General features: G+C 68.1%; 22 protein-coding genes. 12 read left to right on the forward strand and 10 right to left on the reverse strand.

Features of this window, described 5'->3' with window-relative positions; translation table 11 throughout:
- Positions 1-312: 312 nt before the first annotated feature.
- The gene (locus tag ASE22_RS10300) at positions 313-1,881 is read right to left on the reverse strand and encodes a M23 family metallopeptidase (protein ID WP_056358373.1); all 1,569 of its coding nucleotides are present in this window, start codon (positions 1,879-1,881) and stop codon (positions 313-315) included.
- A 215-nt stretch (positions 1,882-2,096) separates the two neighbouring features.
- On the opposite strand from ASE22_RS10300, the gene ASE22_RS10305 reads away from it, so the two are divergent.
- The 6 genes from ASE22_RS10305 (at position 2,097) to ASE22_RS10330 (ending at position 9,998) form a co-directional block, all read left to right on the forward strand.
- Entirely contained in the window at positions 2,097-4,682 is a 2,586-nt protein-coding gene (locus tag ASE22_RS10305) for a helicase-related protein (protein WP_056358376.1), read from the forward strand.
- The gene (locus ASE22_RS10310) at positions 4,669-4,950 is read left to right on the forward strand and encodes an RNA-binding S4 domain-containing protein (RefSeq protein WP_056358378.1); all 282 of its coding nucleotides are present in this window, start codon (positions 4,669-4,671) and stop codon (positions 4,948-4,950) included. The genes ASE22_RS10305 and ASE22_RS10310 overlap by 14 nt, the downstream gene beginning before the upstream one ends.
- Positions 4,951-5,090: 140 nt before the next feature.
- The gene (fdxA, locus tag ASE22_RS10315) at positions 5,091-5,429 is read left to right on the forward strand and encodes a ferredoxin FdxA (RefSeq protein WP_056358381.1); all 339 of its coding nucleotides are present in this window, start codon (positions 5,091-5,093) and stop codon (positions 5,427-5,429) included.
- A gap of 225 nt (positions 5,430-5,654) precedes the next feature.
- Positions 5,655-6,173 carry a CarD family transcriptional regulator gene (locus ASE22_RS10320; protein ID WP_046192972.1) on the forward strand — a complete coding sequence of 173 codons (519 nt, stop codon included), beginning with the start codon at positions 5,655-5,657 and terminating at the stop codon, positions 6,171-6,173.
- A 146-nt stretch (positions 6,174-6,319) separates the two neighbouring features.
- Positions 6,320-7,021: a head GIN domain-containing protein gene (locus ASE22_RS10325; protein WP_235536216.1), complete on the forward strand. Its 702-nt coding sequence runs from the start codon at positions 6,320-6,322 to the stop codon at positions 7,019-7,021.
- A gap of 166 nt (positions 7,022-7,187) precedes the next feature.
- Entirely contained in the window at positions 7,188-9,998 is a 2,811-nt protein-coding gene (locus tag ASE22_RS10330; protein ID WP_082545803.1) for a CHAT domain-containing tetratricopeptide repeat protein, read from the forward strand.
- Between the two features lie 6 nt (positions 9,999-10,004).
- Here ASE22_RS10330 and ASE22_RS10335 read toward each other — a convergent pair whose 3' ends face one another.
- The 3 genes from ASE22_RS10335 to ASE22_RS10345 form a co-directional block, all read right to left on the reverse strand.
- Positions 10,005-10,421 (reverse strand): DUF1489 family protein, encoded by a 417-nt coding sequence (locus ASE22_RS10335; RefSeq protein WP_056358391.1) that lies wholly within the window; start codon positions 10,419-10,421, stop codon positions 10,005-10,007.
- Positions 10,422-10,471: 50 nt separating this feature from the next.
- Positions 10,472-11,881, reverse strand: coding sequence for a magnesium transporter (gene mgtE / locus ASE22_RS10340; protein WP_056358394.1), 1,410 nt, complete (start codon positions 11,879-11,881; stop codon positions 10,472-10,474).
- A gap of 109 nt (positions 11,882-11,990) precedes the next feature.
- Complete coding sequence (locus tag ASE22_RS10345) at positions 11,991-13,553, reverse strand: DHA2 family efflux MFS transporter permease subunit (protein WP_235536215.1); 1,563 nt, start codon at positions 13,551-13,553, stop codon at positions 11,991-11,993.
- Between the two features lie 224 nt (positions 13,554-13,777).
- Between ASE22_RS10345 and ASE22_RS10350 the strand changes: the two genes are divergently transcribed.
- Complete coding sequence (locus tag ASE22_RS10350) at positions 13,778-14,245, forward strand: peptidylprolyl isomerase (protein WP_056358397.1); 468 nt, start codon at positions 13,778-13,780, stop codon at positions 14,243-14,245.
- A gap of 63 nt (positions 14,246-14,308) precedes the next feature.
- Here the strand turns inward: ASE22_RS10350 and ASE22_RS10355 are convergent, their stop codons facing one another.
- Positions 14,309-15,184: a LysR substrate-binding domain-containing protein gene (locus tag ASE22_RS10355; protein WP_056358820.1), complete on the reverse strand. Its 876-nt coding sequence runs from the start codon at positions 15,182-15,184 to the stop codon at positions 14,309-14,311.
- A 461-nt stretch (positions 15,185-15,645) separates the two neighbouring features.
- Here ASE22_RS10355 and ASE22_RS10360 point away from each other — a divergent pair, with 461 nt between their 5' ends.
- The 3 genes from ASE22_RS10360 to ASE22_RS10370 all read left to right on the forward strand — a co-directional run bounded on the left by ASE22_RS10360 (position 15,646) and on the right by ASE22_RS10370 (position 18,911).
- Positions 15,646-16,200 carry a class I SAM-dependent methyltransferase gene (locus ASE22_RS10360; RefSeq protein ID WP_443028907.1) on the forward strand — a complete coding sequence of 185 codons (555 nt, stop codon included), beginning with the start codon at positions 15,646-15,648 and terminating at the stop codon, positions 16,198-16,200.
- A 98-nt stretch (positions 16,201-16,298) separates the two neighbouring features.
- Entirely contained in the window at positions 16,299-16,640 is a 342-nt protein-coding gene (gene rpoZ, locus ASE22_RS10365; RefSeq protein WP_056358403.1) for a DNA-directed RNA polymerase subunit omega, read from the forward strand.
- 165 nt (positions 16,641-16,805) lie between these two features.
- Positions 16,806-18,911: a RelA/SpoT family protein gene (locus ASE22_RS10370; RefSeq protein WP_056358823.1), complete on the forward strand. Its 2,106-nt coding sequence runs from the start codon at positions 16,806-16,808 to the stop codon at positions 18,909-18,911.
- A 36-nt stretch (positions 18,912-18,947) separates the two neighbouring features.
- On the opposite strand, the gene ASE22_RS10375 is transcribed toward ASE22_RS10370, so the two are convergent.
- The 4 genes from ASE22_RS10375 to ASE22_RS10390 all read right to left on the reverse strand — a co-directional run bounded on the left by ASE22_RS10375 (position 18,948) and on the right by ASE22_RS10390 (position 22,258).
- Positions 18,948-19,142, reverse strand: coding sequence for a hypothetical protein (locus ASE22_RS10375; protein WP_056358406.1), 195 nt, complete (start codon positions 19,140-19,142; stop codon positions 18,948-18,950).
- A gap of 119 nt (positions 19,143-19,261) precedes the next feature.
- A complete protein-coding gene (locus tag ASE22_RS10380) occupies positions 19,262-20,302 on the reverse strand; it encodes a sensor histidine kinase (protein ID WP_056358409.1) in 1,041 nt (346 codons plus the stop codon).
- Entirely contained in the window at positions 20,302-20,748 is a 447-nt protein-coding gene (locus tag ASE22_RS10385; RefSeq protein ID WP_056358411.1) for a response regulator, read from the reverse strand. Before ASE22_RS10385 ends, ASE22_RS10380 begins: the two co-directional genes overlap by 1 nt.
- A 13-nt stretch (positions 20,749-20,761) precedes the next feature.
- Entirely contained in the window at positions 20,762-22,258 is a 1,497-nt protein-coding gene (locus ASE22_RS10390) for a sensor histidine kinase (RefSeq protein ID WP_056358412.1), read from the reverse strand.
- 202 nt (positions 22,259-22,460) lie between these two features.
- Here ASE22_RS10390 and ASE22_RS10395 point away from each other — a divergent pair, with 202 nt between their 5' ends.
- Together ASE22_RS10395 and ASE22_RS10400 are read left to right on the forward strand one after the other, a co-directional pair.
- Entirely contained in the window at positions 22,461-23,087 is a 627-nt protein-coding gene (locus ASE22_RS10395; RefSeq protein ID WP_056358414.1) for a hypothetical protein, read from the forward strand.
- Between the two features lie 134 nt (positions 23,088-23,221).
- Positions 23,222-24,595: an OprO/OprP family phosphate-selective porin gene (locus ASE22_RS10400; protein WP_056358416.1), complete on the forward strand. Its 1,374-nt coding sequence runs from the start codon at positions 23,222-23,224 to the stop codon at positions 24,593-24,595.
- Positions 24,596-24,657: 62 nt separating this feature from the next.
- On the opposite strand, the gene ASE22_RS10405 is transcribed toward ASE22_RS10400, so the two are convergent.
- Positions 24,658-25,500: a TorF family putative porin gene (locus tag ASE22_RS10405; protein WP_056358418.1), complete on the reverse strand. Its 843-nt coding sequence runs from the start codon at positions 25,498-25,500 to the stop codon at positions 24,658-24,660.
- Positions 25,501-25,546 lie beyond the last annotated feature (46 nt).

The following is a 25,546-nucleotide window of genomic DNA, read 5'->3' on the forward strand; positions in this document are numbered from 1 at the left end:
ACCTGCCGCCGAAGATTAGCGCCGCGCGAAGGCGGGTGGAAGTAAACTATCGGTCGATGCGGTGGGGCGGGCCCGAAGGCGGGCATCGGCACTCGCCGTCATGCCAGCGCAGGCGGGACCTTTGCGTAAGAGCCCATCTCCATTCGCTTCATCGTCATCCCGGCGAAAGCCGGGATCTCTCTGCCTTTCTGCCGTTAGGGAAGAAAGACGAAGATGAAGGGAGATCCCGGCTTTCGCCGGGATGACGGCAAGGTGACAGCGTTTACGCAAAGGTCCCCCTACGCCGCCGTCCGAAATCCGGCGACGCCGCGCTCAGCCCTTCTTGGGCTTGCCCTTGTCTTTGGGCTCGGCCTCGGCGCTATTGTCCTGCGTCGCCGCGCCGCCGCCATTGGCGACCCGCACCGACAGGAGATTGTTGAGCTTCGCCTTGAAATTGGCGAGATCGCGGCCGGCGAGCTGCTGCACCGTCGTGAATTTCATCGACGTCGGATTGATCGCCTTGCCGTTGCGATACATCTCGTAATGAAGGTGCGGACCGGTCGACAGGCCGGTCGAGCCGACATAGCCGATCAGCTCGCCCTGGCGGATCCGCTGGCCGAACTTGGCGATGATCCGGCTCATATGGGCGTAGCCGGTGGCGATGCCGCCCGAATGGTTGATCCGGACGTAATTGCCATGACCGCCATGGCGCCCGGCGAAGCTGATGACGCCATCGCTCGCCGCGACGATCGGGGCGCCCATCGGCGCGCCGAAATCGACGCCCTGATGCATGCGCGAGAAGCCGAGGATCGGGTGGAAGCGCATGCCGAAGCTGGAGGTGAGGTGGCCGAGCACCGGCTGGCGCATCACGCCCTTGGTCTCGCCGACGCCGTTCGCCTCATACCATTGCTCGCGGCTGCCATTGGTCCATTTGAGCATCTGGACCTTCTTGCGGCCCTCGGTGATGCCGGCGAACAGCAGGCTGCCCATCTTGACCTCGCCGGTTTCGGCGCGGGCATGTTCGATGATCGCGTCGAACCGCGCGTCGGAGCCGATGCCCCGCATCGCCAGCTTCTGGGATATCGCCTTGATGAACGCCTCGATCGCACCGCTGGGGATGCCCGCGGCCCGCGCTGAGCGGTAGAGGCTGGAGCCGACCCGGCCCTGGATCCGCAGCGGCGTATTGTCGACCGCGATCGGAATCCGCTTGAGGCGAAGCTGGCCGTCGATCCGCTCGACCGCGAGCTTGAGATCGAAGCGCGCCCGGAAATCGAGCGTCTCGAGCGGACGCGGATCGCTCTTCACCGCGCGGCGGCCGAGAACCAGGTCCATCCGCGTGCCGGCGCGAAGATCGTCGAGCGGCACGGTATCGCCGACCATCGATGCGATCTTGCCCGCTTCCTCGCGCGAGACGCCGGCGCGTTCGAGCACGCGGGCGAAGCCGTCGCCCTGGCCGATCGTCGCCGCCAGCTCGACGCGGGGCCGTTCGGGCGTGTCGGTCAGCGGCTCGACCATCCCCGTCGCCGCGATGCGCTGTCCGGTGTCGCCGCCCAGGCCGAGCGGCGCGATGCCGAGCGCCCGCACCTGTTCGCGGTGCGCCGCGCTCATCGGCGGTTCGGCGGTGAAGTTGATCGGCTTGAGATCGGGGGCCATCATCCCCGCCGCGGTGCACAGGCCGAGGCAGGTGAACAGGCCGCGGAACCATTCGCGCGAACCGATCCGCGCGCCGAGGTCGACGACCAGGTCGGCACCGGCGAGACGGTCGACCGCATCGCCGATCGGACTGTCGATCAGCCGGCCGATCGCCGGGAAACGGTTCGCCCGGGCGACGACGAGCGCGCCCCGGCTACCGCCGCCGGCATAGCCCTCTGCTGGAAATCCCTGACCGTCGTTGCGGAACAACGTCCCCCGCCCCTTTTGAAAAATCGCCTATCTGCTTGCCCTGACGACATAATTTCGGGTCAGGCAAGATCAGTCTGCCCGACGATGGTTAATGTCAAACTAATCCCGGCGCCACGGGCGGGCGAATGCGACGAGCCGAGTCATTTCGTCCGTGAGCGGAGTCGGCCCGCTGTTTCGCGCTTGCGTTCGTCACAGGGACTGCCAATCTTGGGGGCATGGCCACTTTCAGTGCCCAGCCGGTGGTCGCCGTGCTGGGCCCGACCAACACCGGCAAGACGCATCTCGCGATTGAGCGGATGTGCGGTCATTCGAGCGGGATGATAGGCTTCCCGCTGCGGCTTCTGGCCCGCGAGGTCTATGACCGGGTCGTCGCGATCAAGGGCAAGGACCGCGTCGCGCTGATCACCGGCGAGGAGAAGCTGCTCCCGCCCAACGCGCAATATTATCTGACCACGGCGGAATCGATGCCGCTGGGCGGCGGCCCGTCGGCCGACGGCATCGAGAAGAACGCGCGCGACTTCGCCTTCGTCGCGCTCGACGAGGCCCAGCTCGGCAGCGACCCCGCGCGCGGCCATGTCTTCACCGACCGGCTGCTCCGCGCCCGCGGTCGCGAGGAGACGATGATCCTCGGGTCGGAAACGCTGCGGCCGATGATCCGCGCCCTGGTGCCCGACGCCGAGATCATCGGCCGCCCCCGCTTCTCGACCCTGACCTATGCGGGCGCCACGAAGCTGTCGCGCTTGCCCCCGCGCTCGGCGATCGTCGCCTTCTCGGCCGAGGAGGTCTATGCGGTCGCCGAGATGCTGCGCCGGCTGCGCGGCGGCGCGGCGGTGGTGATGGGCGCGCTGTCGCCCCGCACGCGCAACGCGCAGGTGGCGATGTTCCAGGCCGGCGAGGTCGACTATCTGGTGGCCACCGACGCGATCGGCATGGGCCTGAACATGGACGTCGCCCATGTCGCCTTCGCGTCGCTGCGGAAGTTCGACGGACGCCGCGCGCGCCGGCTGACCATCTCGGAAATGGCCCAGATCGCGGGACGCGCCGGCCGCCACCAGCGCGACGGTACCTTCGGCACGCTCGCGCTTGAAGGCACCAGCGGCGCACGCTTCGAGGACGAGGAGGTCGATGCGATCGAGGCGCATCATTTTCCGTCGATCGACCATCTCTACTGGCGCGAGGGCGCGCCGTCGCTCGACACGCTCGACATGCTGATCGCCGATCTCGAACGGCGGCCCGACCGGCAGGTGCTGCGCGCCGCGCCGCAGGCGATCGACCTGGCGGTGCTCAAGCGCCTCGCCGAGGAGGACTGGGTGCGCGAGCGGGCGCGCGGCAGGCGGATGATCGGCCGGCTATGGGCTGCCTGCGGCCTCCCCGACTTCCGCAAGACCGGCCCCGAACCGCATGGCCGCCTCGTCTCCCGCATCTTCCGCCACCTCAGCGAGGGCGACGGGCATCTGCCGGTCAGCTGGTTCGCCGACGAGCTGGCCCGGCTCGACAGCGTCCAGGGCGACGTCGAGACCCTCGCCGACCGCATCGCCGGGGTCCGCACCTGGGCCTATATCGCCCATCGCGCCGACTGGCTGGCCGACGCCGGGAGCTGGGCCGAACGGACCCGCATGCTCGAGGAAAAGCTGTCGGACGCGCTCCACCAGCGGCTGACCCAGCGTTTCGTCGACCGGCGGACCTCGGTGCTGATGCGCGACCTGGGCGCCAAGGGCGGCGACCTGCTGCTGCCGGTGAAGGTCGACGAGGACGGCATCGTCACCGTCGACGGCGAGGCGATCGGCCGGCTGATCGGCTTCCGCTTCAAGGCGGACCATCTCGCCCGCCATGGCGACATGAAGCGGCTGATGGCGGCGGCCGAGCGTCGGCTCGGCGTCGAGCTCGCCGCCCGCGCGCGGCAGCTCGCGGCCGACGAGGACGGGCATTTCTCGCTGGCGACCGATGCCGGCCGGCCGGTCGCGATCTTCTGGCGCGGCGACGTGGTGGCGCGGCTCGAGAAGGGCCGTACCCTGCTGACGCCGCGCATCAGCCTCCACCGCGCGCTCGATCCGCTGAGCCCGGCCGACCGGGCCGGGGTCGAGCAGCGGCTGGCAAGCTGGCTGGAAGGCCGCATCCAGCGGGAGCTGAAGCCCCTCGCCCGCTATTTCGAGGCGGCGCGCGATCCCGCCTGCTCCCCGTCGCTGCGCGCGCTGCTGTCGCCGCTGGCCGAGGCGGGCGGGATCATCGCCCGGCCCAGCGTCGGGTCGGCGATCGAGCATCTCGATCGCGAGGGCCGTTCGCGCGCCGAGCGGCTCGACGTCAAGCTCGGCACCATCGACGTCTATTCGCCGACGCTGCTGAAGCCCGAGCCGACCCGCTGGCGGATCGCGCTGTTCGCTGCGGCGGAGGGGCAGGCGATGCCCGAGCTGCCGGTGCCGGGCGCGGTATCGATGGCCACGCCGCCCGATGCGGCGGCCTGCGAGGCGATGGTGCGCGCCGGCTATCGCGCGCTCGGTGCCCAGATGCTGCGCGTCGACCTGGTCGAGCGGCTGGCGCGGATCGCCCATGATTCGCGCACCGGCCGGACGCCCTTCACCCCCGACCCCGGCCTCGCGACCTCGCTAGGCCTGCGCCACCCCAGCTTCGCGCAGTTGATGCTCGCGCTGGGCTTCCGCGCCGCTTCGCCGGGCGGGGCGGACGCCTGGATATGGAAGGGCAAGCGCGAACCGCGCAAGGAACGCCTGACCCGGCCCGGCAACGCCTTCGGTGCACTGGCCGATCTCTATCCGGGAACGCTTTCGCGCAATGCGGCTCGATAAATTCCTGTGGTTCGCGCGGCTTACCAAGACAAGGCCGCTCGCCCAGGACGTCGCCGAGGCGGGCCATATGCGGATCGACGGCAGGGTGATCGACCGCGCCCACATCCATGTCCGGGTCGGCAATGTGCTGAGCTTCCCCTTGCACGGACAGGTGCGCGTGATCCGGATCGAGGCGCTGCCCGAGCGGCGCGGCCCGGCACGCGAGGCCCAGGCCTGCTATACCGATCTGTCACCTCCCCCTGTTGACGAGGAGCGAGCCGCGACCTAACGGGGGCGCGTTCGCCGGACCTCGATCCCGTCAGACTGGCCTGACGGGCGATCGCGGTCGCATATTGGGCGGGCCCGATTTCCGTCACCGGGAAAGCGCGAGCGCTTCTTCCGTGGACGGTCGGGCTCGAGGGAGTTGCAATGACCTACGTCGTCACCGATGCCTGCATTCGCTGCAAGTATATGGATTGTGTCGAAGTGTGCCCGGTCGACTGCTTCTACGAGGGCGACAACATGCTCGTCATCAATCCGAGCGAGTGCATCGATTGCGGCGTGTGCGAACCCGAATGCCCCGCCGAGGCGATCCTGCCCGATACCGAGTCGGGACTCGAGCAGTGGCTGGAGCTGAACAACACGTTCGCGGCCCAATGGCCCAACATCACCCGCAAGCGCGACGCGCCCGCCGATGCCGACGAGTTCAAGAATGTCGACGGCAAGTACGACAAATATTTCTCGCCGGAGCCCGGCCAGGGCGACTGACCCCCCTTCGCACCCGCGAAAACCATCGCGAATCGGGACCAGCCCCGGCGAAAAGCCGGAGATGCTGGTTTTTCGCTTACCAATGTGTTACAAGATTCGGGTCCGGGCGCGATCTATAGCGCCTGCAACAAGGAATCTGTGACTCGCCGTATGGAATCGCCGTCGGCCGCTTGGGGGGGCGGATCAGACGGGACCTATGCGGCATCCCAAAGAAAGGTCTGCTAAATGGCTGCCAAGGCGCTGAGCTTCGTCGTCGGCGATTATGTCGTGTATCCCAAGCATGGTGTCGGCCGCGTGGTCGAACTGCAAAGCCAGGAAATCGCGGGAGCCAAACTCGAACTCTATGTTCTCCGCTTCGAGAAGGAGCGGATGACGCTGCGCGTTCCCACCAACAAGGCTGAAGCCGTCGGCATGCGCAAGCTGTCGTCGAGCGTGACGATGGGCGAAGCCCTCACCACGCTGAAGGGCAAGCCGAAGGTCAAGCGCACCATGTGGTCGCGCCGCGCCCAGGAATATGAAGCGAAGATCAACTCGGGCGACCTCGTCTCGATCTCGGAAGTCGTCCGCGACCTGTTCCGGGCCGACGACCAGCCCGAGCAGAGCTATTCGGAGCGCCAGATCTTCGAAGCGGCGACCAGCCGCCTCGCCCGCGAACTCGCGGCGATGGAAGCGGTCGACGAGCCGACGGCGCAGGAAAAGATCCTCGACATCCTCCGCAAGGCGGCTGCGATCCACAACAAATAAGCGTTCTTCCTCCGGAAGAGGCGGAAAGGGGCGGTCCTTCGGGGCCGCCCCTTTTTCTTTGCCGACCCATCCTGCCAGGCCGAGGCGGGTTGCGGCGCGCGGCGCAAAGCCGTATTATATTACTAATACAGATCATGGAGAGCCCGATGCGTCTATCGATCCCGGCCCTGCTCGGCCTTTCGCTCGTCGCGGCCGCCTTGCCGGCGCAGGCGGCGACCCGCTCCTTCCCGGTCCCCGGCTTCGTCAAGCTCAGGGTCGAAGGCCCCTATACGGTCCGGGTCCGCACCGGCGGCCGGGTCTCTGTCAACGCCAGCGGCCCGCAGAACGGGATCGACCGGCTGGTCGTCGAGCCGCGCGGGACAATGCTGGTCGTCACCGCCGAAAAGGGTTCGAACTGGAACCCGCTGCGCTGGACCGGCGGCAAGGTGATCGTCGACATCACCGTGCCGATGCTGGAGGCCGCCGAGCTGGCGGGCCCCGGCGACCTGACGATCGACCGCATCCGGACCACCGCCTTCACCGCGGCCCTTTCCGGTCCCGGAGACCTGACGGTGGGACGGCTCGACACCAGCCGGCTGACCGCCAGGCTGTCCGGGCCCGGCGACCTGACGATCGCCGGCAAGACCGGCCGCGCCGATGCCTCGCTCACCGGCCCGGGCGATATCCGCGCCGCCGGCCTGGCGGTCGACCTGCTCAGCGCCAATCTCATGGGTCCCGGCACGATCACCGTCGGCCCCACCCGCGTCGCACGGGCCAACCTGACCGGGCCCGGCGACATCCGCATCGCCGGCAAGCCGAGCTGCACCGTGCGGAAGACCGGCCCCGGCAGTATCAAATGCGGGGACTGATCGCGCGCCGCTGGAGCGATTCGACGCGGAAATCGCGGTGAGACGATAAGCTTGAGCGGCCGATCCGATGGCATCGGGTCGTGGACCGCTATGGCCGGAATGGACTTCGAGCGAATAGCCCCCTTCCTCTTCGCTCCGCAATGGCGCAAAGCCGCGGCGGGGGGACATGGGGGTCATGCGAGCAACGATATTGGCGGTGGCGCTGTGGGTGGCGCCCGCGGCCCATGGGGCGGCCCTGCCGCCACATGATCCGATCGCCGCCGCCCGGGCGATCGACATAGAAGCCGATCCCGCCGGTGCCGTGACGGCCTGGCAAGCCGCCCTGCCCGCCGCGCGCACCCGCTTTCGCACGAAGCCCGCGGAGCTGGGCCAGGTGCTCGTGCGCTATGGCTCGGCGCTGATCGGCGTCGGCCGCGACAAGGAAGCGCTCCCACTGCTGGAGGAGGCCGCCCCGCTCCTGACGGTACGGCCGCCGGACGATCCGGCGCGGCTCGCAGGCGCCATCGCGCTGGCGCTGGCCCGCGCCTCCGCCGGCCGGACCGCCGAGGCGGCTTCGATGCTGGAGCAAGTGGCGGCGGTCCAGCGCTTGGCGGTGCCGGGCGGAAGCGTGGCCCTGGCCGAGACATTGTTCAACATCGGATCGGTCGAACAGCAGGCGGGGCACCTCTCCACGGCGGCCAAATGGGTGGAGGAAGCCCTGGCGCTGCACCGCCGCCTGTCTCCGCCCGATGCGGAGGTCACGGTCGGCACGGCCACCAGCCTGGGCTCGATCTACACCCAGGCGGGCCTGCTCGCCAAGGCGGAGGACGTCGCGCGCGACGCGCTGGCGATGGCCGCGCGCGGCCTGCCGCAGGGCCATCCGCTGACGATGATCACCCTGTCCAACTATGCCGCCGTGCTCGACACTCAGGGTCGCTGGCGCGAATCCGAGCCGCTCTACCGACGACTGCTGCCGCTGCGCGTCGCCAAGCTCGGCAAGGAGGCGATCAGCGTCGCGATCACCGAGTCCAACTTCGGCCGGGCGCTGCGCCTGTCCGGGCGGCCCGAGGAAGCGCTACCCCTGCTCGAGGAATCGGTGCGCGTCGCCGAACGTAAGCTCGGCGCCAGCGATCCCCGCCTCAACCAGCTCCGCGAAAATCTCGCCGACGACTATCGCGACCTCGGGCGGCTGGCCGACGCCGTCGCGCTGCGCCGGATGGCGATCGCCGCGTTCAAGCTCGACTTCCCGCAGCATTTCCGCCTCGCGTCGCTGCACGAAGGCCTTGCCGCCGATCTCGCCGCGCTCGGCGACCTGACTGCAGCCCGCCCCGAACTCGAACGGGCGCAGGCGATCCGCCACGCGACGCTGGCACCCGACAGTCCCCCGCTGCTGGGCGGGGAGATCGCGGCGGGCCACCTGATGGCGCGTGCCGGCGATGTCCGCGGCGGCCTCGCCCGCGCGACGCCGGCCTATCGGCGGCTCACCGCGATCGCCAACGCCAACCAGACCGAGATCAGCCGCGACCTCGTCTTCCGGGACGGCTTCGAGACGATGGCGCGACTGGCCTGGCTGGCGCAGGACCGGGCATTGGCGCTCGACGTCGCCCAGCGGCTCGTGATCGGCGACAGCGGCCGCGCGATTACCGCCGCGCTCGCCCGTGGCCAGAGCGAACAGGCCCTGCGCATCCGTGCCCGCCAGGACGCCACCGCGCGCCGCGCGGCGCTGAGCCGTACCGCGCTCGATCGCTATGGCCGCGATCCCGCCGGATATCAGCAGGCGCTGGCCGAGATCGCGACGATCGATGCGGCCCTGACCGGCCAGGAAGTGGCGCTGCAGGAGAGGATCGTCGACCTCGACGCCCTGCAAGCCGGGCTCGCCCGCCGACAGGCGCAGCTCTATTTCGTGCAGCTCGACGACAGGCTGCTGGCGCTCGTCGTCGATCGCAGCCGGGTGGCGTTCGCCGACAGCGCGATCGATGCACCCGGCCTCCACGGCCTCGTCGCCCGGCTGCGCGGTTCGATCGACGCCGATCGCCGGTCGCGAGGCGCCATCGCCGATGGTGGCGCGCCGCAGGCCTATGACGCCGATGCCGCCGCCAGGCTCTATGCGCTGTTGCTGCACGGATCGGCGCGCCAGCTCGCCGAGAAAAGTCCGCGCTGGCGCATCGCCGCCACCGGATCGCTGCTCGCCATACCCTTCGCCGCGCTGGTCACCAGCCCGCCACGCGCCGGACGGCCGCCACGCTGGCTGATCGACGATCATGCGATCCTGCTGACCGCCGGCGGAAGCCCGCTGGATGGCGGCTCCGTCGCCCACGGCCGCTTCGTCGGCATCGGTGCGCCCCTGCTGGCCGGCACCGTCGCGAGCGGCTCTCGCAGCTACCGCGATGCCGGGGGCACGATCCAGGATATCACCGCTCTCGCCCCGCTTCCCGGCGCGGCGCGCGAACTGGCCGAGATGCGCGCCAAGATCGGCGGGCCGGACAGTATCGTCCTGCTCGGCGCCGACGCCACCGAAGCGGCGGTGCGGAATGCGCGCCTGACGGGCGTCGACGTCCTCGCCTTCGCCACGCATGGACTGGTTGCCGGCGGTGCCGCGGACCTGATGGAACCGGCGCTGGTGCTGACACCGGCGGCGACCGGCGATCCGGCCGATGACGGCCTGCTTACCACCTCGGAAATCGCAAGGCTCACCACCGACGCCGCTCTGGTCGTGCTCTCCGCCTGCGACACGGCCGCCGGGGACGCCAAGGATGCGCCCGCGCTGTCCGGCCTGGCGCGGGCGTTCTTCTACGCCGGGGCACGCTCCCTGCTCGTCAGCCATTGGCCGGTGCGGGACGATATCGCCGCGCGGATCACGGTCGAGGTCGCGCGCGACAGCCGCGTGCCGCCGGAGGAACGCCTGCGCCGCGCCATATTGCGCATTCGCCATGGGGGCCATGCGTCCGGCGCGGATCGGCCGGAAAGCTGGGCGCCCTTCACCCTTGTCAGCCGGTAACGGCCGTCAGATCAGCCCGATCGCCGCCAGTTCGGCGTGGAGCGCGACCGGAATCTTGTCGCCCTCCGCCCCGCCTTCGGGCAGGTCCTTCGGCGCGTCCTCGGCGCTCAGATAGCGCCAGCCCTGGTGCGCGCGGCGGGGGCGCGGCTCGACCTCGATCAGGGTCGGCGCCAACAGGATGCCGCAGCGACCGCCTTCGATCTCGCTGAAGCCGATCAGCGGCTGGCGCAGGCCGAAGCGGTGCTGCGATATCCAGTAGAGCGATCCGCCGACCATCTCGTCGGCGCGCTTGGGCATGTAGCGGGTGGTGAGGACGATCTGCTCGCCGCGGTCGATGCGCCCGGCCAGCCGCGCGCGCAGCTCGTCGAAGCCGTCGCAGCCGAAGGCGATCTTGGTCATGTTGAGCGCGCTCATGCCGTCCATATCAGCACGATCCGCCCCGCAATCAACCGTGCCCCGTCAACCGCGCGCCATCAACGGTGGAGCCCCCACAGCGCGGCGAGGCCCAGGAAGGAGAAGAACCCCATCACGTCGGTCGCGGTGGTGACGAACACCGCCGACGACACCGCCGGATCGGCCCCCGCCTTGTCTAGACAGACCGGGACGAGGATGCCGGCGAGCCCGGCGGTGATGTTGTTGATGATCATCGCCAGACAGATGACGATGCCGAGATCGGGGTTGCCGTAGATCAGGTAGACCGCCGTCCCGAGCAGCCCGCCGATGCACAGCCCGTTGATGATGGCGATGCGGAATTCGCGCATGATCATGCGCGCGGTGTTGGACGAGGTCAGCTGGTTGAGCGCGAGCGCGCGGACCGCCACCGCCATGGTCTGGGTACCGGCATTGCCGCCCATGCCCGACACGATCGGCATCAGCACCGCGAGAACCACCAGCCGGGCGATCGTGGTCTGGAACAGCCCGACCACCGAGGCGGCGATGACCGCCGTGCCGAGATTGACGACCAGCCAGGTCAGGCGGACCTTCACCGTCTCGAGGATCGGCTCGTTGATGTCGCCGTCGCCCGCGCCCGACAGCTTCAGGATATCCTCGCCGGCCTCCTCCTGGATGATGTGGACGATGTCGTCGACCGTGATCATGCCGACCAGCCGGCCCGCATGGTCGACGACCGCCGCCGAGATCAGCGCATATTTCTGGAAGCGGAGGGCAACCTCCTCCTGGTCCATGTCGACCGGGATCAGCGTCTGCTCGCGCTGCATCACGTCGCCGATCGCGATGCCGCGCGGGGTGCGCATCAGCCAGCTCAGCTTGCAGGTGCCGATCGGGTGATGGCCGGCGTCGACGACGAAGACCTCCCAGAAATCGGTGGTCAGGTCCTCGTTCTTGCGCAGATAGTCGAGCACGTCGCCGACCGTCCAATGCTCGGGCACCGCGATCAGGTCGCGCTGCATCAGGCGGCCGGCGGATTCCTCCGGGTAGGACAGCGCCTCCTCGATCGCCGCGCGATCGTCGGGCTCCATCGCGCGCAGCACGGCGCGCTGGTCCTCTTCCTCGAGTTCCTCGATGATCGCGACCGCGTCGTCGGTGTCGAGCTGGGTGGCGATCTCGGCCACCTCGTGCGGGGCGAGCGCCTCGATCAGCTCCTCGCGCACCCATTCGTTCATCTCGGCCAGCACGTCGCCGTCGAGCATCTCGGCGATCGCGGTGGCGATCGGACGGCGCATGTCCTGCGGCGCCAGCTCGAACAGGTCGGCGATGTCGGCGGGATGGAGCGGGTGGACGAGCGCGCGGGCGCCCTCGATGTCGCCATCCTCGACGCAGGCGATGACGGCGTCGACGAAGGTCGACTTCAGCCGGTCGTCTTCGTCATGCAGGCTCTGGGCGGGGGCCGGGGCGTCGACGGTATCGGGTTCGGTTTCGCTCATGCCGTCCTCCGCCTTGCGAGCCGCGAAGCGGCCCGTCTAGGCCGGACGGGCGGAAACGGCAATGCAATAGCGGCCGAAATCGTGGGCGAAATCGCCGCCGCGCAGCCGGCTAGTCGGCCATCGCCGCCAGGCCCTCGCCCCCCTTCGGCGCGCGCTTGGGCCGCAGCAGCAGCACCAGCGGCAGCAGCGCCACCACGGTCCACATCATCACCCAGAAATCGTTGATATAGGCGATCATCATCGCCTGCCGGTTGACCTCGGCCTCGGCCAGCGCGGCGATCGGCGCGTCGAGGCCGCCGCCGGCCCATAGCCTCGAAAGGTGCAGCGGCAGCCCCCCCGACGACAGTCGCGCGCCGAGCTCGGCATGGTTGATCTGGAGATCGCGCGCCAGCATTGCGGAGAAGATCGCGAGCATGATCGAAGCGCCGGTGTTGCGCGACAGCGCATAGAGCGCCGCGGCCTCGGTCCGGTGGGTGAGCGGCGCGCTCGACATCGCGGTGAAGTTGAGCACCGTCATCGCCATCCCGGTGCCGAAGCCCTGCAGCACGCCCGCCCAGATGATCAGGTGCTGGTCCATCTCCATGGAGAACCGGGTCTGGAGGTAGAGCGACCAGATGACGATGCAGACGCCGATCGCGACCTGCAGGCGGCCTTCCATCCAGCGGGTGAACTGTCCGCCCAGGAAGATGCCCAGCGTCATCGCGATGCCGCGCGGCAACATCATCTCCCCGGCGGTCGAGACCGGATAGCCGAGCAGCTGGACGAACAGCTGCGGCAGCAGGGCGTTGCTGGCGATGATCGTCGGCATCAGGACGAAGGCCAGGATCATCGCCCCGCTGAAGCTGCGGTTGGCGAACAGGCCGGGCGAGATGATCGGATGGGGCGAGCGGCGGAGATGGAAGATCAGCATCCAGAAGGCCGAGATGCTGATGCCGAACTCGATGATGATCTCGGGCGCGTCGAACCAGTCCTGCTGGGTGCCGCGGTCCAGCGCGAGCTGGAGCGAGCAGAGCGCGACGGCGATCATGATGAAGCCGACATGGTCGAAGGTGCGGCGGACCGACGGGAATTCGGGCAGGCCGAAATAGATGCCGGCCAGGGCGGCGATGCCGACCGGCACGTTGACGAAGAACACCCAGCGCCAGTCGAACGTATCGGTCAGGTAGCCGCCCAGCAACGGGCCGACGATGGGCCCGACCATCGCGCCGACCCCCCACATGGTGATCGCCCGGACCTGCAGCGAGGGCGGGTTCATGTCGTAGAGGAAGGCCTGCGACATCGGCATCAGGAAGGCGCCGAAAAGGCCCTGGGCCAGCCGGCACGCCACCATCATCGGCAGCGAGGTCGCGACGCCGCAGAGCATCGAGCTGACCGTGAAGCCGAACACGCAGACCAGGAACACCTGCCGTCGCCCGAACCGCCCGGTCAGCCAGGCGGTGAGCGGCGTCCCGACCGCGGTCGCCATGATGTAGGAGGTCAGCACCCAGGTGATCGTGTCGGGGGTCGCGCCCAGCGCCGCCTGCATGTGCGGCAGCGCGACGGTGGCGATCGTCTGGTCCAGCACGACGAGGATCGTCGACGCCATGATCGCGAGGGTTACGATCATCTTCGGGATCGGTGCGATCGGGACGGTCGCCCTGTCGTGGTGCTGGTTGGTTTCCGACTCCGTCACCGGCCTCGTTTATAGCCGGACGCCGCGTGGCGGAAGCCGGATCGATCGAGAAGGCAGATCCGCGCCGCCGCCGGGACGGCGACACGGCCCTCCGCCCTGCCGCCCGGTCCGCGGCTCGTCGGCGGAACCGCTCCGGCGACCGCCCGGCCGGCCAATCATCGCTCGCCTTGGCGCGAACTTCCCGATAGGGACGGCCGCAGATTCGCTTGCCGACAGGAGATGATATGGCCGCAGATCCCGAAAACACGCTGATCATGACGCTCGAAGGCGGCGATGTCGTCATCGCTCTGCGTCCCGATCTGGCGCCCGACCATGTCGAGCAGATCAAGAGCCTCGCCCGCGACGGCTTCTACGACGACGTCGTCTTCCACCGCGTGATCCCCGGCTTCATGGCGCAGGGCGGCGACCCGACCGGCACCGGCATGGGCGGCTCGCCCAAGCCGAACCTCAAGGCCGAGTTCAGCCGCGAGCCGCATGTCCGCGGCGTCTGCTCGATGGCGCGCAGCTCCAGCCCGAACAGCGCCAACAGCCAGTTCTTCATCTGCTTCGACGACGCGCGCTTCCTCGACGGCCAGTACACCGTCTGGGGCGTGGTCGAATCGGGCATGGAGCATGTCGACGCGCTGCCGAAGGGCGAGCCGCCCCGCACGCCGGGCAAGATCGTGAAGATGCGGGTCGCGGCGGACGCCTGACCCGCTTCCGCGAAGGCTACCGACAAGGCGGGGGCGCTGCTCCCGCCTTTTCTTTTGGCGCGGTCAGGACGCGCCGAACAGCCAGTCGTGGAACAGCCGCACCGCGCGGGTCGACAGCGCCGGCCGGCGACAGGCGAACCAATAGCCATAGGGGCTCTCGATGCTGTCGTCGAACAGGCTGGTCAGCCGGTCGTCATGCGCGTCGTCGAGATGGCTCTTGAGCATGAACGCCACCCCCAGCCCCTGCGCCGCGGCGTCGAGCATCAGCTGCCCCGAGTCGAACAGGTCGACCGCGGCCGGTTCGATATCGGGCCGGCCGAGCGCCTCGCGCCACATGTTGAACAGTTCGGCCATGTCGCGGTGGAGGAAGATGGTCAGCCGGGCGATGTCGTCGAGCTTGTTCACTGGATAGCGGCCGGTCAGCAGCGAGCGGTTGACGATCGCGACCGCCTTGTCGCGGTCGATCCGCCGCGAATAGAGGCTGGAGTCGATGTCGCGCGCCAGCACGATCGCCGCGTCGACCCCCTCGCCGAGCCGGGCGAGCGCATGGCTGGCGGTGTCGATGTCGATGTGCAGTTCGGGATGCCGCTCGCGCAGCTCGGGCAGCCGCCCCATCAGCCGCTGCGACGCGAACAACGGCATGACGCCCAGCCGCAGCCGGACCAGCTCGCTTTCGCCCGAGGTCGCGTCGATCGCGAGGGTGAGCTGGTCGAGCGCGGGTGCGATCCGCGACAGCAGCTTTTCGCCTTCGGTCGACAGGGTCATCGCCTGGTGGCGGCGCTCGAACAGGTTGCGGCCCATGAAACGTTCGAGCGCCTGCACGCGGCGGCTGAGCGCCGGCGACGACAGCGCCAGTTCCTCGGCGGCGGCCTTGACCGATCCGAGCCTGGCGACCTGTACGAAGGCCTCGATCGCGGTCAGCGGCGGCAATCTACGCATGCGTGCCTCCATAGCCGGCGGTTCACGTTGCACTGCAAAATATCGCAACGGCCTCCGAGAGCCGGTAAGCCTTAGCTTATAAACAGCGGTTTATTGGGATTTCAAGGTTGCAAATGTTGCAATCGCTCGATCGAACTCTGCATTTGCGAAAATTGATGCCGCAGCGCAAAAAGATCGGGCCTTTCAGGCATCCTCTCCTAAAACTTTCACGGCCGGTCCTTCGGGATCGGCCTTTTTTTTGCCCGCTACGCAACCGCGCGACGGTTCGGGCGGTTGGGATATCGTCCCGTCGTATCCGTAACGGCCGACGCTTGCGTTTAGCGGCGGCATTTGCGAACGGAGGGTTTAGAGGATCCCAAGCCCGTTCGGGCCAGCATTAGGTGAGTTTAATGGCCGATCAGGCGCTTGGCAGCAGCGTTGACGCCAGCAACAGGTCATCCGCCTCCATCAGCCCTTTCGCCCTGTTCTTCCGGGAATTCCTTCGCCATCCGGTGATGATCGGCTCGATCATTCCTTCGTCGCGGCGGACGATCGATGCGATGCTGGCGCCGGTCGACTGGGCGCGGACGAAGCTTTTCGTCGAATATGGCCCCGGGGTAGGCACCTTCTGCGCCACGATCCTCGAACGGCTCCCGGTCGACGCGACCCTGCTCGTGATCGACACCAATCCGGTCTTCGTCGACTATCTGCGCCGCAAGTTCACCGACAGCCGCTTCGTCGCGGTCCACGGGTCGGCGGCCGACGTCAACGACATCGTCGCCGCGCACGGCTTCGAGAAGGCCGACTATGTCCTGTCGGGGCTGCCCTTCTCCACCCTGCCGACCGGGGTGGGTCCGGCGATCGCCGAGGCGACCCATCGGGTGCTGGCGCCGGGCGGCTCCTTCCTGATCTACCAATATTCGGCCTATGTGCTGACCCTGATCGAGCCCCTGTTCGAATCGATCGATCGCGACCTCGAATGGTGGAACATCCCCCCCTGCGGCCTGTTCTGGGCCCACAAGGCGGCTGCGGAATAGGCGCTTTCCGGGCGCCGGCATCCATTTTCCTTTACATTCGGGGCCCGGCCTGATAGCCGCCCGTCTTTCCGATTTCCCCAGTTATAGCGGAGCGTTTCATGGCGCGCGTCACCGTCGAGGATTGCGTCGACAAGATTTCCAACCGGTTCGACCTCGTGCTGATGGCCGCCCAGCGCGCGCGCCAGATCTCGGGCGGCGCCGAACTGACCATCGATCGCGACCGCGACAAGAACCCGGTCGTCGCGCTGCGCGAGATCGCCGAGCAGACGGTCACGCCGGACGATCTGCATGAAGCGGTCGTGTCCAGCCTGCAGCGCGTCCGCGTCGACGATGACGATGCGCCGGACGAGAACGGCTCGCTGGCCGCCTCGGCCGAGGCGCTCCGCCTCACCGCCGCCGCTCCGCCGCGCAACCAGAATATCGGCGGCGATTACGAATAAGCTATCCCGGCTCCCCACGGCCGGAGTTTTCAGCGACCCGCCTGGTCCCCGACCGGCGGGTCGTTTCGCATCTGAAGCATTTGGGGCGCGCTTTGTGGCTGATCCGCCACAAATTTCCGCTTTTGCCAGTTGCAAGTGCGCAGGCCGAAACCCCATCATGATATCGTGCTGAGACAATATGAACTCGTCGATCGGGTATTGAGCTACGATCCGGACGCGGACGAAGCGTTGCTGAATCGCGCCTATGTCTTTTCGATGCAGGCGCATGGCAGCCAGAAGCGGGCCAGCGGCGATCCCTATTTCAGCCACCCGATCGAGGTGGCCGGCATCCTGACCGATCTGCGGCTCGACGACGAGACGATCGCCACCGCGATCCTCCACGACACGATCGAGGACACGGTCGCCACGCCCGAGCAGATCGAGAAGAGCTTCGGCCCCTCGGTCGCGCGGCTCGTCGACGGCGTCACCAAGCTGTCGAAGATCGAGGCGCAGACCGAGAATGAGCGCGCCGCCGAGAATCTGCGCAAATTCCTGCTCGCCATGTCGAGCGACATCCGCGTGCTGCTGGTCAAGCTGGCCGACCGTCTGCACAACATGCGGACCTTGCATCACATTCCGTCCGAGGCGAAGCGCCGCCGCATCGCCCGCGAGACGATGGACATCTATGCCCCGCTCGCCGAGCGGATCGGCATGTACGAGTTCATGCGCGAGATGCAGACGCTCGCCTTCCAGCAGCTCGAACCCGACGCCTATGATTCGATCACCAAGCGGCTCAAGCAGCTCAACGACGGCGGCGGCGACCTGATCTCGCGGATCAGCTCGGGGCTGCGCCTCCAGCTTGGTCGCGCCGGCGTCAAGGCCGATATCCAGGGGCGCGAGAAGCACCCCTATTCGATCTGGAAGAAGATGGCCGAACGGCACATCAGCTTCGAGCAGCTCTCCGACGTGATGGCCTTCCGCGTCGTCGTCGACGACATCGACGAATGCTACAAGGCGCTGGGCGTGCTCCATCGCCGCTGGCCGATGGTGCCGGGCCGGTTCAAGGACTATATCTCGACCCCGAAGCGCAACGGCTACCGGTCGCTCCACACCTCGATCATCCATTCGGAGAAGATGCGGATCGAAGTGCAGATCCGCACCGAGGAAATGCACGCCGAGGCCGAATATGGCCTGGCCGCACATTGGGCCTACAAGCAGGGCAAGCCCGCCGGCGAAGCGGGCAACCACAGCTGGATCCGCGACCTGGTCGACATCCTCGAGCATGCCGACAATCCGGAGGAGCTGCTCGAACATACCCGCATGGCGATGTACCAGGACCGGATCTTCGCGTTCAGCCCGACCGGGGAGCTGATCCAGCTTCCCAAGGGATCGACCGCGATCGACTTCGCCTATGCCGTCCATACCGATGTCGGCGACACCACGGTCGGCGCCAAGATCAACGGCCGGGTGGTGCCGCTGCGCACCCTGATCGAGAATGGCGACCAGGTGCAGATCCTGCGCTCCAAGGCACAGGAACCGCAGGTCGAATGGCTGACCTTCGCCTTCACCGGCAAGGCGCGCGCCGCGATCCGCCGCTTCGTCCGCCACAAGGAGCGCGAGGAAACGATCGCGCTCGGCCGCAAATTCTATGACGAGATCGTCCGCCGCATCCCCGCCGCGCTCGGCCCCGAGGCGCTACCCGAGGCGCTGAAGCGGCTCAAGCTTCCCGACGAGGAGGCGTTGATGGAGGCGGTCGCCCGCAAGCTGATCGACGACGCGACGGTGATGGACGCGCTGATGCCTGGCAGCGCCGAGAAGGCCGGCGTCAAGCGCCGCGAGAGCGGCCAGCGCGAGGCGATCTCGATGAAGGGGCTGACCCCCGGCGTCGCCTTCCAGCTCGCCGATTGCTGCAACCCGGTGCCGGGCGACCGCATCATCGGCGTGCGCCGGCCCGACAAGCCGGTCGAGGTCCACACGATCGACTGCAGCAAGCTCGCCGAGCAACAGGACTCGGAGTGGGTCGACCTGGCCTGGGGCGACGGATCGGACGGCGGCACCGCGCGGCTGGTCGTGATCGTCAAGAACGAGCCGGGCGCGCTGGGCATCATGTCGGGCATTCTGGGCGCGCACCATGCGAACATCGTCAACCTGTCGCTGTCCCATCGCGACGCGGCCTTCCACACCTACGACGTGACGATCGAGGTGCATGACGTCCAGCATCTGATGAAGATCATCGCCGCCCTGCGCGCGGCCGACGCGGTGTCGCAGGCGGAGCGCAGCCCCGCCGGGTGACCGACCGGCATTCCCCGGTCGCGCCGCACGGATGCCCTAGGCGGCGAGAGACGCCCAGGCCGCCGCGCTGAGCGCGAGGCAGCCGCCGGTCGCCGATGCCGCCATCAGGCCGTGGCCGATCAGGCTCAATACCGGCGTGTCGGGCCGCGCCTCGCGCCGGTTGCGCGAGAGGCTGGTCAGAATGAACGTCGTCAGGAAGCCATAAGCGAGCGCGAAGATCGGAAACGCCATCCAAACCCCCAATATGTGCTGCGATGCAGCAATCATGCGCGCCCGAGTCGGTCAACAGCCTCGTCGCCCTCGCCGGCTCAGCGCATGCGCGGTCGGCGACGGACCGTGTTCGAAGTCGGTTATTTCGCCGCCAGAAGGACCATGCTGACGCCTTGCGCCGACGGTTCCTGCTCGAGCTTCGCCCTCAGCGTCTGCGCCATCGCGCTGATCAGCTTGGTGCCGAGACCCGTCCCCTTGGTCGAGCCGAGCTCGATCCCGCAGCCGTCATCCTCGACCCTGAGCAGGAAGCGCCCGTCGCCCGCATCGGTCAGGCTCACGCGTACCTCTCCCGCGCAATCGGCGGCATAGGCATATTTGCAGGCGTTGGTGACAAGCTCGGTGACGATGATGCCGAGCGCGACCGCCTTGTCGGTGGCCAGCTTGAGCGGCTCGGCCGTCAGCCGGATCGCGCGCGGCGCCATCGGCGTCGACCAGGTCTCGCCCAGTTCGTCGACCAGCGAGCCCAGATAGTCGCCCATGTCGACCCTCTCGACCGAATCCGACGTGTAGAGCCGCTTGTGCACCTGCGCGATCGCGGCGATCCGGCGCTGGGTATCGTCCAGCGCGGCCTTGGCGACGCCTTCGGCATCGTCGAGCGCCCGCGACTGCATATGGACGAAGGCCGAGACGAGCTGGAGGCTGTTGGCGACGCGGTGGTTCACCTCCTGCAGCAGCATCTGCAACCGTTCGTTGCTTTCGCGCAGGCCGGTTTCGGCCGCCTCCTTCTCGCGCCGCAGCCGCACGGTCGCCAGCGCCTGTGCCACCGCCTGGCCGAGCAGGTCGAAATAGTCGGCGTTGACCGTCTTCACGACATAGTCGATCGCGCCGGATTTCAGCGCCGTCACCGCGAGCCGGCTGTCGTCCGAGCCGGTCACGAAGATCACCGGCGGCGGTTCGGGCAGGACCTGCAGGGCGGCCAGCGTCTGCAGCCCGTCCTGTCCCGGCATATGATGGTCGACCGCGACCAGGTCGAAGCGCTCGGCCGCCGCCTTGGCGACGCCCTGCACTCCGCTGCCGGCGGTTTCGACGCGATAGCCCGCCCGGCCCAGGGCGCGTGCCGTCAGCCGACACAGCCCCTCGTCGTCGTCGATGTAGAGGATCGCGGGCGACGTGTCGCTCATCAGCCCTCTTCGATGTCCGGCACCTGTATCACCGACAGGAACAGGCCGAGCTGGCGGATCGCCGCGGCGAAATTCTCATAGTTGACCGGCTTGGTGATGTAGACGTTGCAGCCCAGGTCGTAGCAGCGCTGGATCTCCATCTTGTCGTCGGTCGTGGTCAGCACCACGACCGGCGCGCGCTTGAGCTGGCTGCCCTCGCCCTTGATCCTGGCGAGGATGTCGGTGCCGCTCATGTCGGGCAGATTGAGGTCGAGCAGGATCAGCGCCGGACCGGCGTGGACCGGCCCATCGGGCGAATCGTAGAGGAATTTCATCGCCGAGGTGCCGTCGATGAAATGATGGATCGGGTTGGAGATTCCCGCCCTGCGGATATTCTTCTCGATCAGGCGGGCATGGCCCTCATCGTCCTCGATCATGACGATGTTCACGGCTTGCTCGGCATTCATGATGCGGTCCCCTTCAAGACAAGACTGCTTTCTCACCGGTGAAGACCGCCGGCAGGTTGACGGTGAAGGTCGCCCCCTGGCCCAGTTCGGACTCGACCGAGATTGTTCCGCCCAGGCGATAAGCCAGCGCCCGGACATGCGCGAGCCCTATTCCCTCGCCGGGCTGATCCTGTTCGCCCGATCGGCGGAACAGGTCGAAGATGCGCTCATGGTCGCGCCGTTCGACGCCGCGGCCGTTGTCGCGGACGGAGATCAGCACCCGCCCCGGCACCGTCGTAGCGCCGATCGCGACCTCGCCGGGCCGGCCGGGCTTGAGATATTTGATCGCGTTTTCGACCAGGTTGGACAGAATCTGCTCGACCGCCAGCCGATCGCTGACGATCGTCGGCAGGTCCCGCTCGACCGTAATGGCTATGCCCAGTTCGTCGATCCGGTGACGCAACCCGTCGACCACCCCGCCGACCACCGCATCGAGCGCGAGCCGCTCGGACGTGATCGTGCGCCGCCCTTCGCGCGACAGGCGCAGGATGGCGTTGATCAGCCGGTCCATCTTCTGGGTCGACGTGCGGATGAAGCCGACGGCCTCGGGCAGGTCCTCCTGCACCGCCAGCCGGACCTCCTCGCTGACCTGACCGGGATCATGCTCGCCGACGCTGTCGACGAAGGCCTTGAGCGGGTCGATCGCGGCCTCCAGCTCGGCGGTGAAGCCCATCACGTTGACGAGCGGCGAACGCAGGTCGTGGCTCACGATATAGGCGAAGCGCTGGATTTCGTCATTGGCGCGCTGGAGGTCGGTGGTCCGTTCGGCGACCGCATCCTCCAGATTCTCGTTGAGCTCGCGAAGCTCGTCGCGCGACCGCTGCAGGTCGGTGGTATAGCGGCGGATCACCCAGATCGATCCCCCACCGACGAGGGCCAGCAACAACGCGGTCGCGAACAGGACCGCGTAGAAAAGCCTGATCCCCTCGTCGCGCGTCTCCGAGCGGCGGCCGAGCAGCGCGCGCTCGGTCGCCAATATCCGCAGCGTCGAGGCCTCCACGCGCTGGGCGATCTCCTGCCGCTCGCGCTCGACGTCCGCCAGGCGCTGGAGTCTCGGCGCCATCGACTCGCGAAAGACGCTGTCGAGCCTCTCGGACAGCCGGCGGAGTTCCTCGACATGCCGCTGCTGCACCGGATTGTCGCCGGTGAGCCCGGCGACGTGATCGATGCCCGCGAAGAGACGCTTCGCGGCCTCGTCATAGGCGGCACCGCTGTCGAACTGCAGCCTCAGCGCATGGGCGCGCCGCGCGCTGCGCATCTCCTCCAGCGCCAGCCGGATCGCCGAAGCTTCGCGTTCGACCTGGAAGGTGTGATCGACCCAGCGGGTCTGTTCCTCGCCACGCACCAGCACCGCCACCGCGGTCAGGCCGGCCAGTGTCACCAGCCCGAAACCGAGGATGATCAGGAGGAGGACGATCCGGGCGAAGCGACGCTCCGCCTGCCGTTCCGGAATGTGAGCCGCCGCGATCATTGCGGCGTGCGTAATGGTCGGGCGGGCGGCTGCCAAATGATTTCGAGGAAACCGATCGCAAAATGCCCGATGGTCCATGATGGGTGTGCACTATGCGACATTTCCGGCGGCCGGGGAGCCACAGCAAAGCTTTGTCGCGAACCCGCCGCGCGGCGGAAAGGCGGCCGAGCCATCCTCTCCAGGACCTTATCGGGAGAGCGACATGGGCTGGACGGCGATCATGGGAGGAATGGCGATCCTGGCCGCGCCACTGGCCGCCGCCGCCGCCTCCACCACCGGCGCGATGCCCGCGCGGCTCCGCGCGATGACCCCCGACGATTTCCATGCCGCCGTGTCGGTCAGCGAGGATGCCGCCGCCGACCGGGTCCTGCTTTCGACGCAGCCCGGGTTCGTGCCCCAGCCGCTGTCGCCGATCCGGACCCTGCTGAGCGACAATCACCTGCGCGCGGTCATCGACCGGACAAGCGGCGCGGTCCGCTACGAGGTGCATCAGTCGATCTTCCATTGGGGTCCGCGCCGGAGCTTCACCGTCGCGCGCCTTTCCGGCGCGGCCGGCACGCGCGCGGCGGAGCTGATCCTGTCGGAAGACGGCGAGCGCTTCTGCCCGAACGAGGACGGCTGGGGCCATTGCGCCTCGACCCGGCGGATCGCCTTCGAGATCGGCGAGGAAGAGCTGCGCGCGATCGCCGGGCGCTATCGTCCCGGCGACTCCCGGATGTGGACCTTTCGCATCGAGGAGCGCGGCGGACGCCATTGGGATGGCGGCATCGGCCCGGCCGAGGCAGCCGGCCTGCTGCTGGCCGCCGCGAAGCTCCGCCCGGACGGATAGGGGCCCGGCAAATGGATGGCCCTTTCATGTCCTTTCATGACAAAGGTTTGCCGGCTCTCCGCTTGTAACAAAAAAGACATGGAAGCGTCACATCGGCCATCCCACGCGGCCACGTCGCCGCCGGGAGACGTTCCATGTTCAGATACGCTCGCGTGGCGCTGACCACCGCTGCCGCCTCGCTCGCCATGCCGCTGGCCGCGGCCCCCCTGTCGGCGGAGGAGAGCGAGGTGTTGCGGGAGGAGGTGCGCGCGTTGCGGGCCCGGCTGGCCGCGATCGAGGCGCGGCTGGGCGGCGATCCCCCGGTCGCGGCGCTACCAGCGGCCCCGGCCGGCCCCGCGCCTGCGACGGCGCCGGCGGTGACGGCGACGGCGATCGGCTGGAAGGGCTCGCCCCAGTTCACCAGCGACGACCGCAGCTTCAAGGTGAAGGGCCGCATCCAGGCCGACGCCGGCCATGTCTCCACCCCGCGCGGCATCGCCGATCGCGGGCTAGGCTTTTCGAACGAGGTCCGGCGCATCCGGCTGGGCGGCGAGGGCAAGCTCGGCAGCGGCTTCGGCTACAAGCTGGAGCTCGAGCTGTCGGACAACAGCGTCGACCTCGTCGACACCTTCGTCACCTATGAGAAGGGCCCCTGGCAGATCGCGATCGGCAACCAGAACCAGTTCCAGTCGCTCGACGAGCTGACCGGCGACACCACCGGGTCGCTGATGGAGCGCGCCGCCTTCACCGACGCCTTCAACTTCGAACGTCGGATGGGCGTCGCCGTCCAGTATCGCCGGAAGGACATCCTGCTCCAGGCGGGCATCTTCACCGACGATGTCGATGCGCTGGCCGACGCCAGCGACGGGCCCGCCGGCGGCGACGAGAATGACAGCTTCAGCCTCGACGGACGCGCGGTCTACGCGCCCAGGCTCGGCGCGACGCAGGTCCATCTCGGCGGGTCGGCGCATCTGCGCATGCTCGGCCGGCTGTCGGACACCCCGGTGCGCTATCGCCAGCGTCCCTACCTCCACAGCAGCAACAGCCGTATCCTCGCCACGCCGGGCCTCCTGGTCGACCGCGAGCTCCACTACGGGCTGGAGCTGGCGGCGATCCACGGTCGCTGGCACGCCGCGGCGGAGACCCACTGGCTCGATGCGATCGGGCCGGGACCCAATTCGCGCTTCTTCGGCGGCTATGCCGAGATCGGCTATTTCCTGACCGACGACAGCCGCTCCTATCGCAACGGCATCTTCGGCGGGACGAAGCCGTCCACCCCGTTCGGCAAGGGCGGCACCGGCGCGATCCAGCTCAACCTTCGCTACGACTATCTGAACCTCAACGACGGCACGATCCGCGCCGGCACCCAGAATGGCTGGTTCGCCGGCATCGTCTGGACGCCGGTCGAATATCTGCGGTTCAACCTCAACTACGGCTATCTGGCCTATACCGACGCCGCGATCGCCGCGGGCGGGCGGCGCGACTATGGCCTGCACGTGACCGGCGCCCGCTTCGAACTGGATTTCTGACGGGCAAGCAAAGGGCGCGCGGTCCGGAAACCGCGCGCCCCCTGTCGTCGTCGGACCGATGCTTAGAAAGCGGCGGTCAGCGAGAACACCACCTTGCCGCTCGCGATCGACGAACCGTTCTTCGTCGACGAGAAGTTCGGCAGCAGATAGGCCGACTCGCTCTTGCTGATGTTGGTGTCGACATAGGCGACGCCCGCGGTCAGCGGCGTGCCCGGGACGGCGACGTCGAGCCCGACCAGCCAGTCGAGATATTTGCCGGTCGGCGCGACGCTGGTGCCGTTCGGGCCGAGCCCCGAATTGCCGTTCGAATAGCCGAGATGGGCCTTCAGCGTAGCCGGCGTGTTCGGAATCGCGCCCGAGATGTCGCCCCAGATGTAGAGATTGTCCTCCTTGTCGCCGGGCGCGTCATAGATGCCGGTCGAGGCCGAGGCGCCCGAGAAATACCAGCGGCCGAGCGCTTCCTGCTTCGGCGCATAGGCGACGCCGCCGAGCAGCGAGACCGGGCCGAGCGTGGTGCTGAGCTTGGCGAACAGCTCGGCGAAGTCGGTCTTGTCGGCGCCGCCCGGATACATGAACCAGGTCAGGCCCGCGTCGAGCGCGACGCCCTCGGTCAGCTCGATCTTGTAGCCGCCGAAAATGTCGAGCTCGGTGTTCGAGCCGCCGAACGTCCCCCAGCCGGCGAGGTTCGAACCCCAGGTGCCGACATAGAAGCCGCTTTCATGGCCGACGGTGATGCCGCCCTGGATGGCCATTTCCTTGTCGGTCTGGGAAACGCCGCGGAACCGGTAGTCGCTGGCGAGGCCGATGCTGCCGGAGACGGTGAACGGCGAGCTTTCCTCCTGGGCCAGGGCCGGGGTCGCGACGAGCAGCGCAAGGACGGAGGCGGTGATGTTCGGAAAACGCATAAGACAATCCCCTTTTTGGATTTCGGATCGTCCCTCCTTTCGCCGG

The sequence above is a fragment of the Sphingomonas sp. Root720 genome, from assembly GCF_001428605.1.
GTDB lineage: Bacteria > Pseudomonadota > Alphaproteobacteria > Sphingomonadales > Sphingomonadaceae > Rhizorhabdus.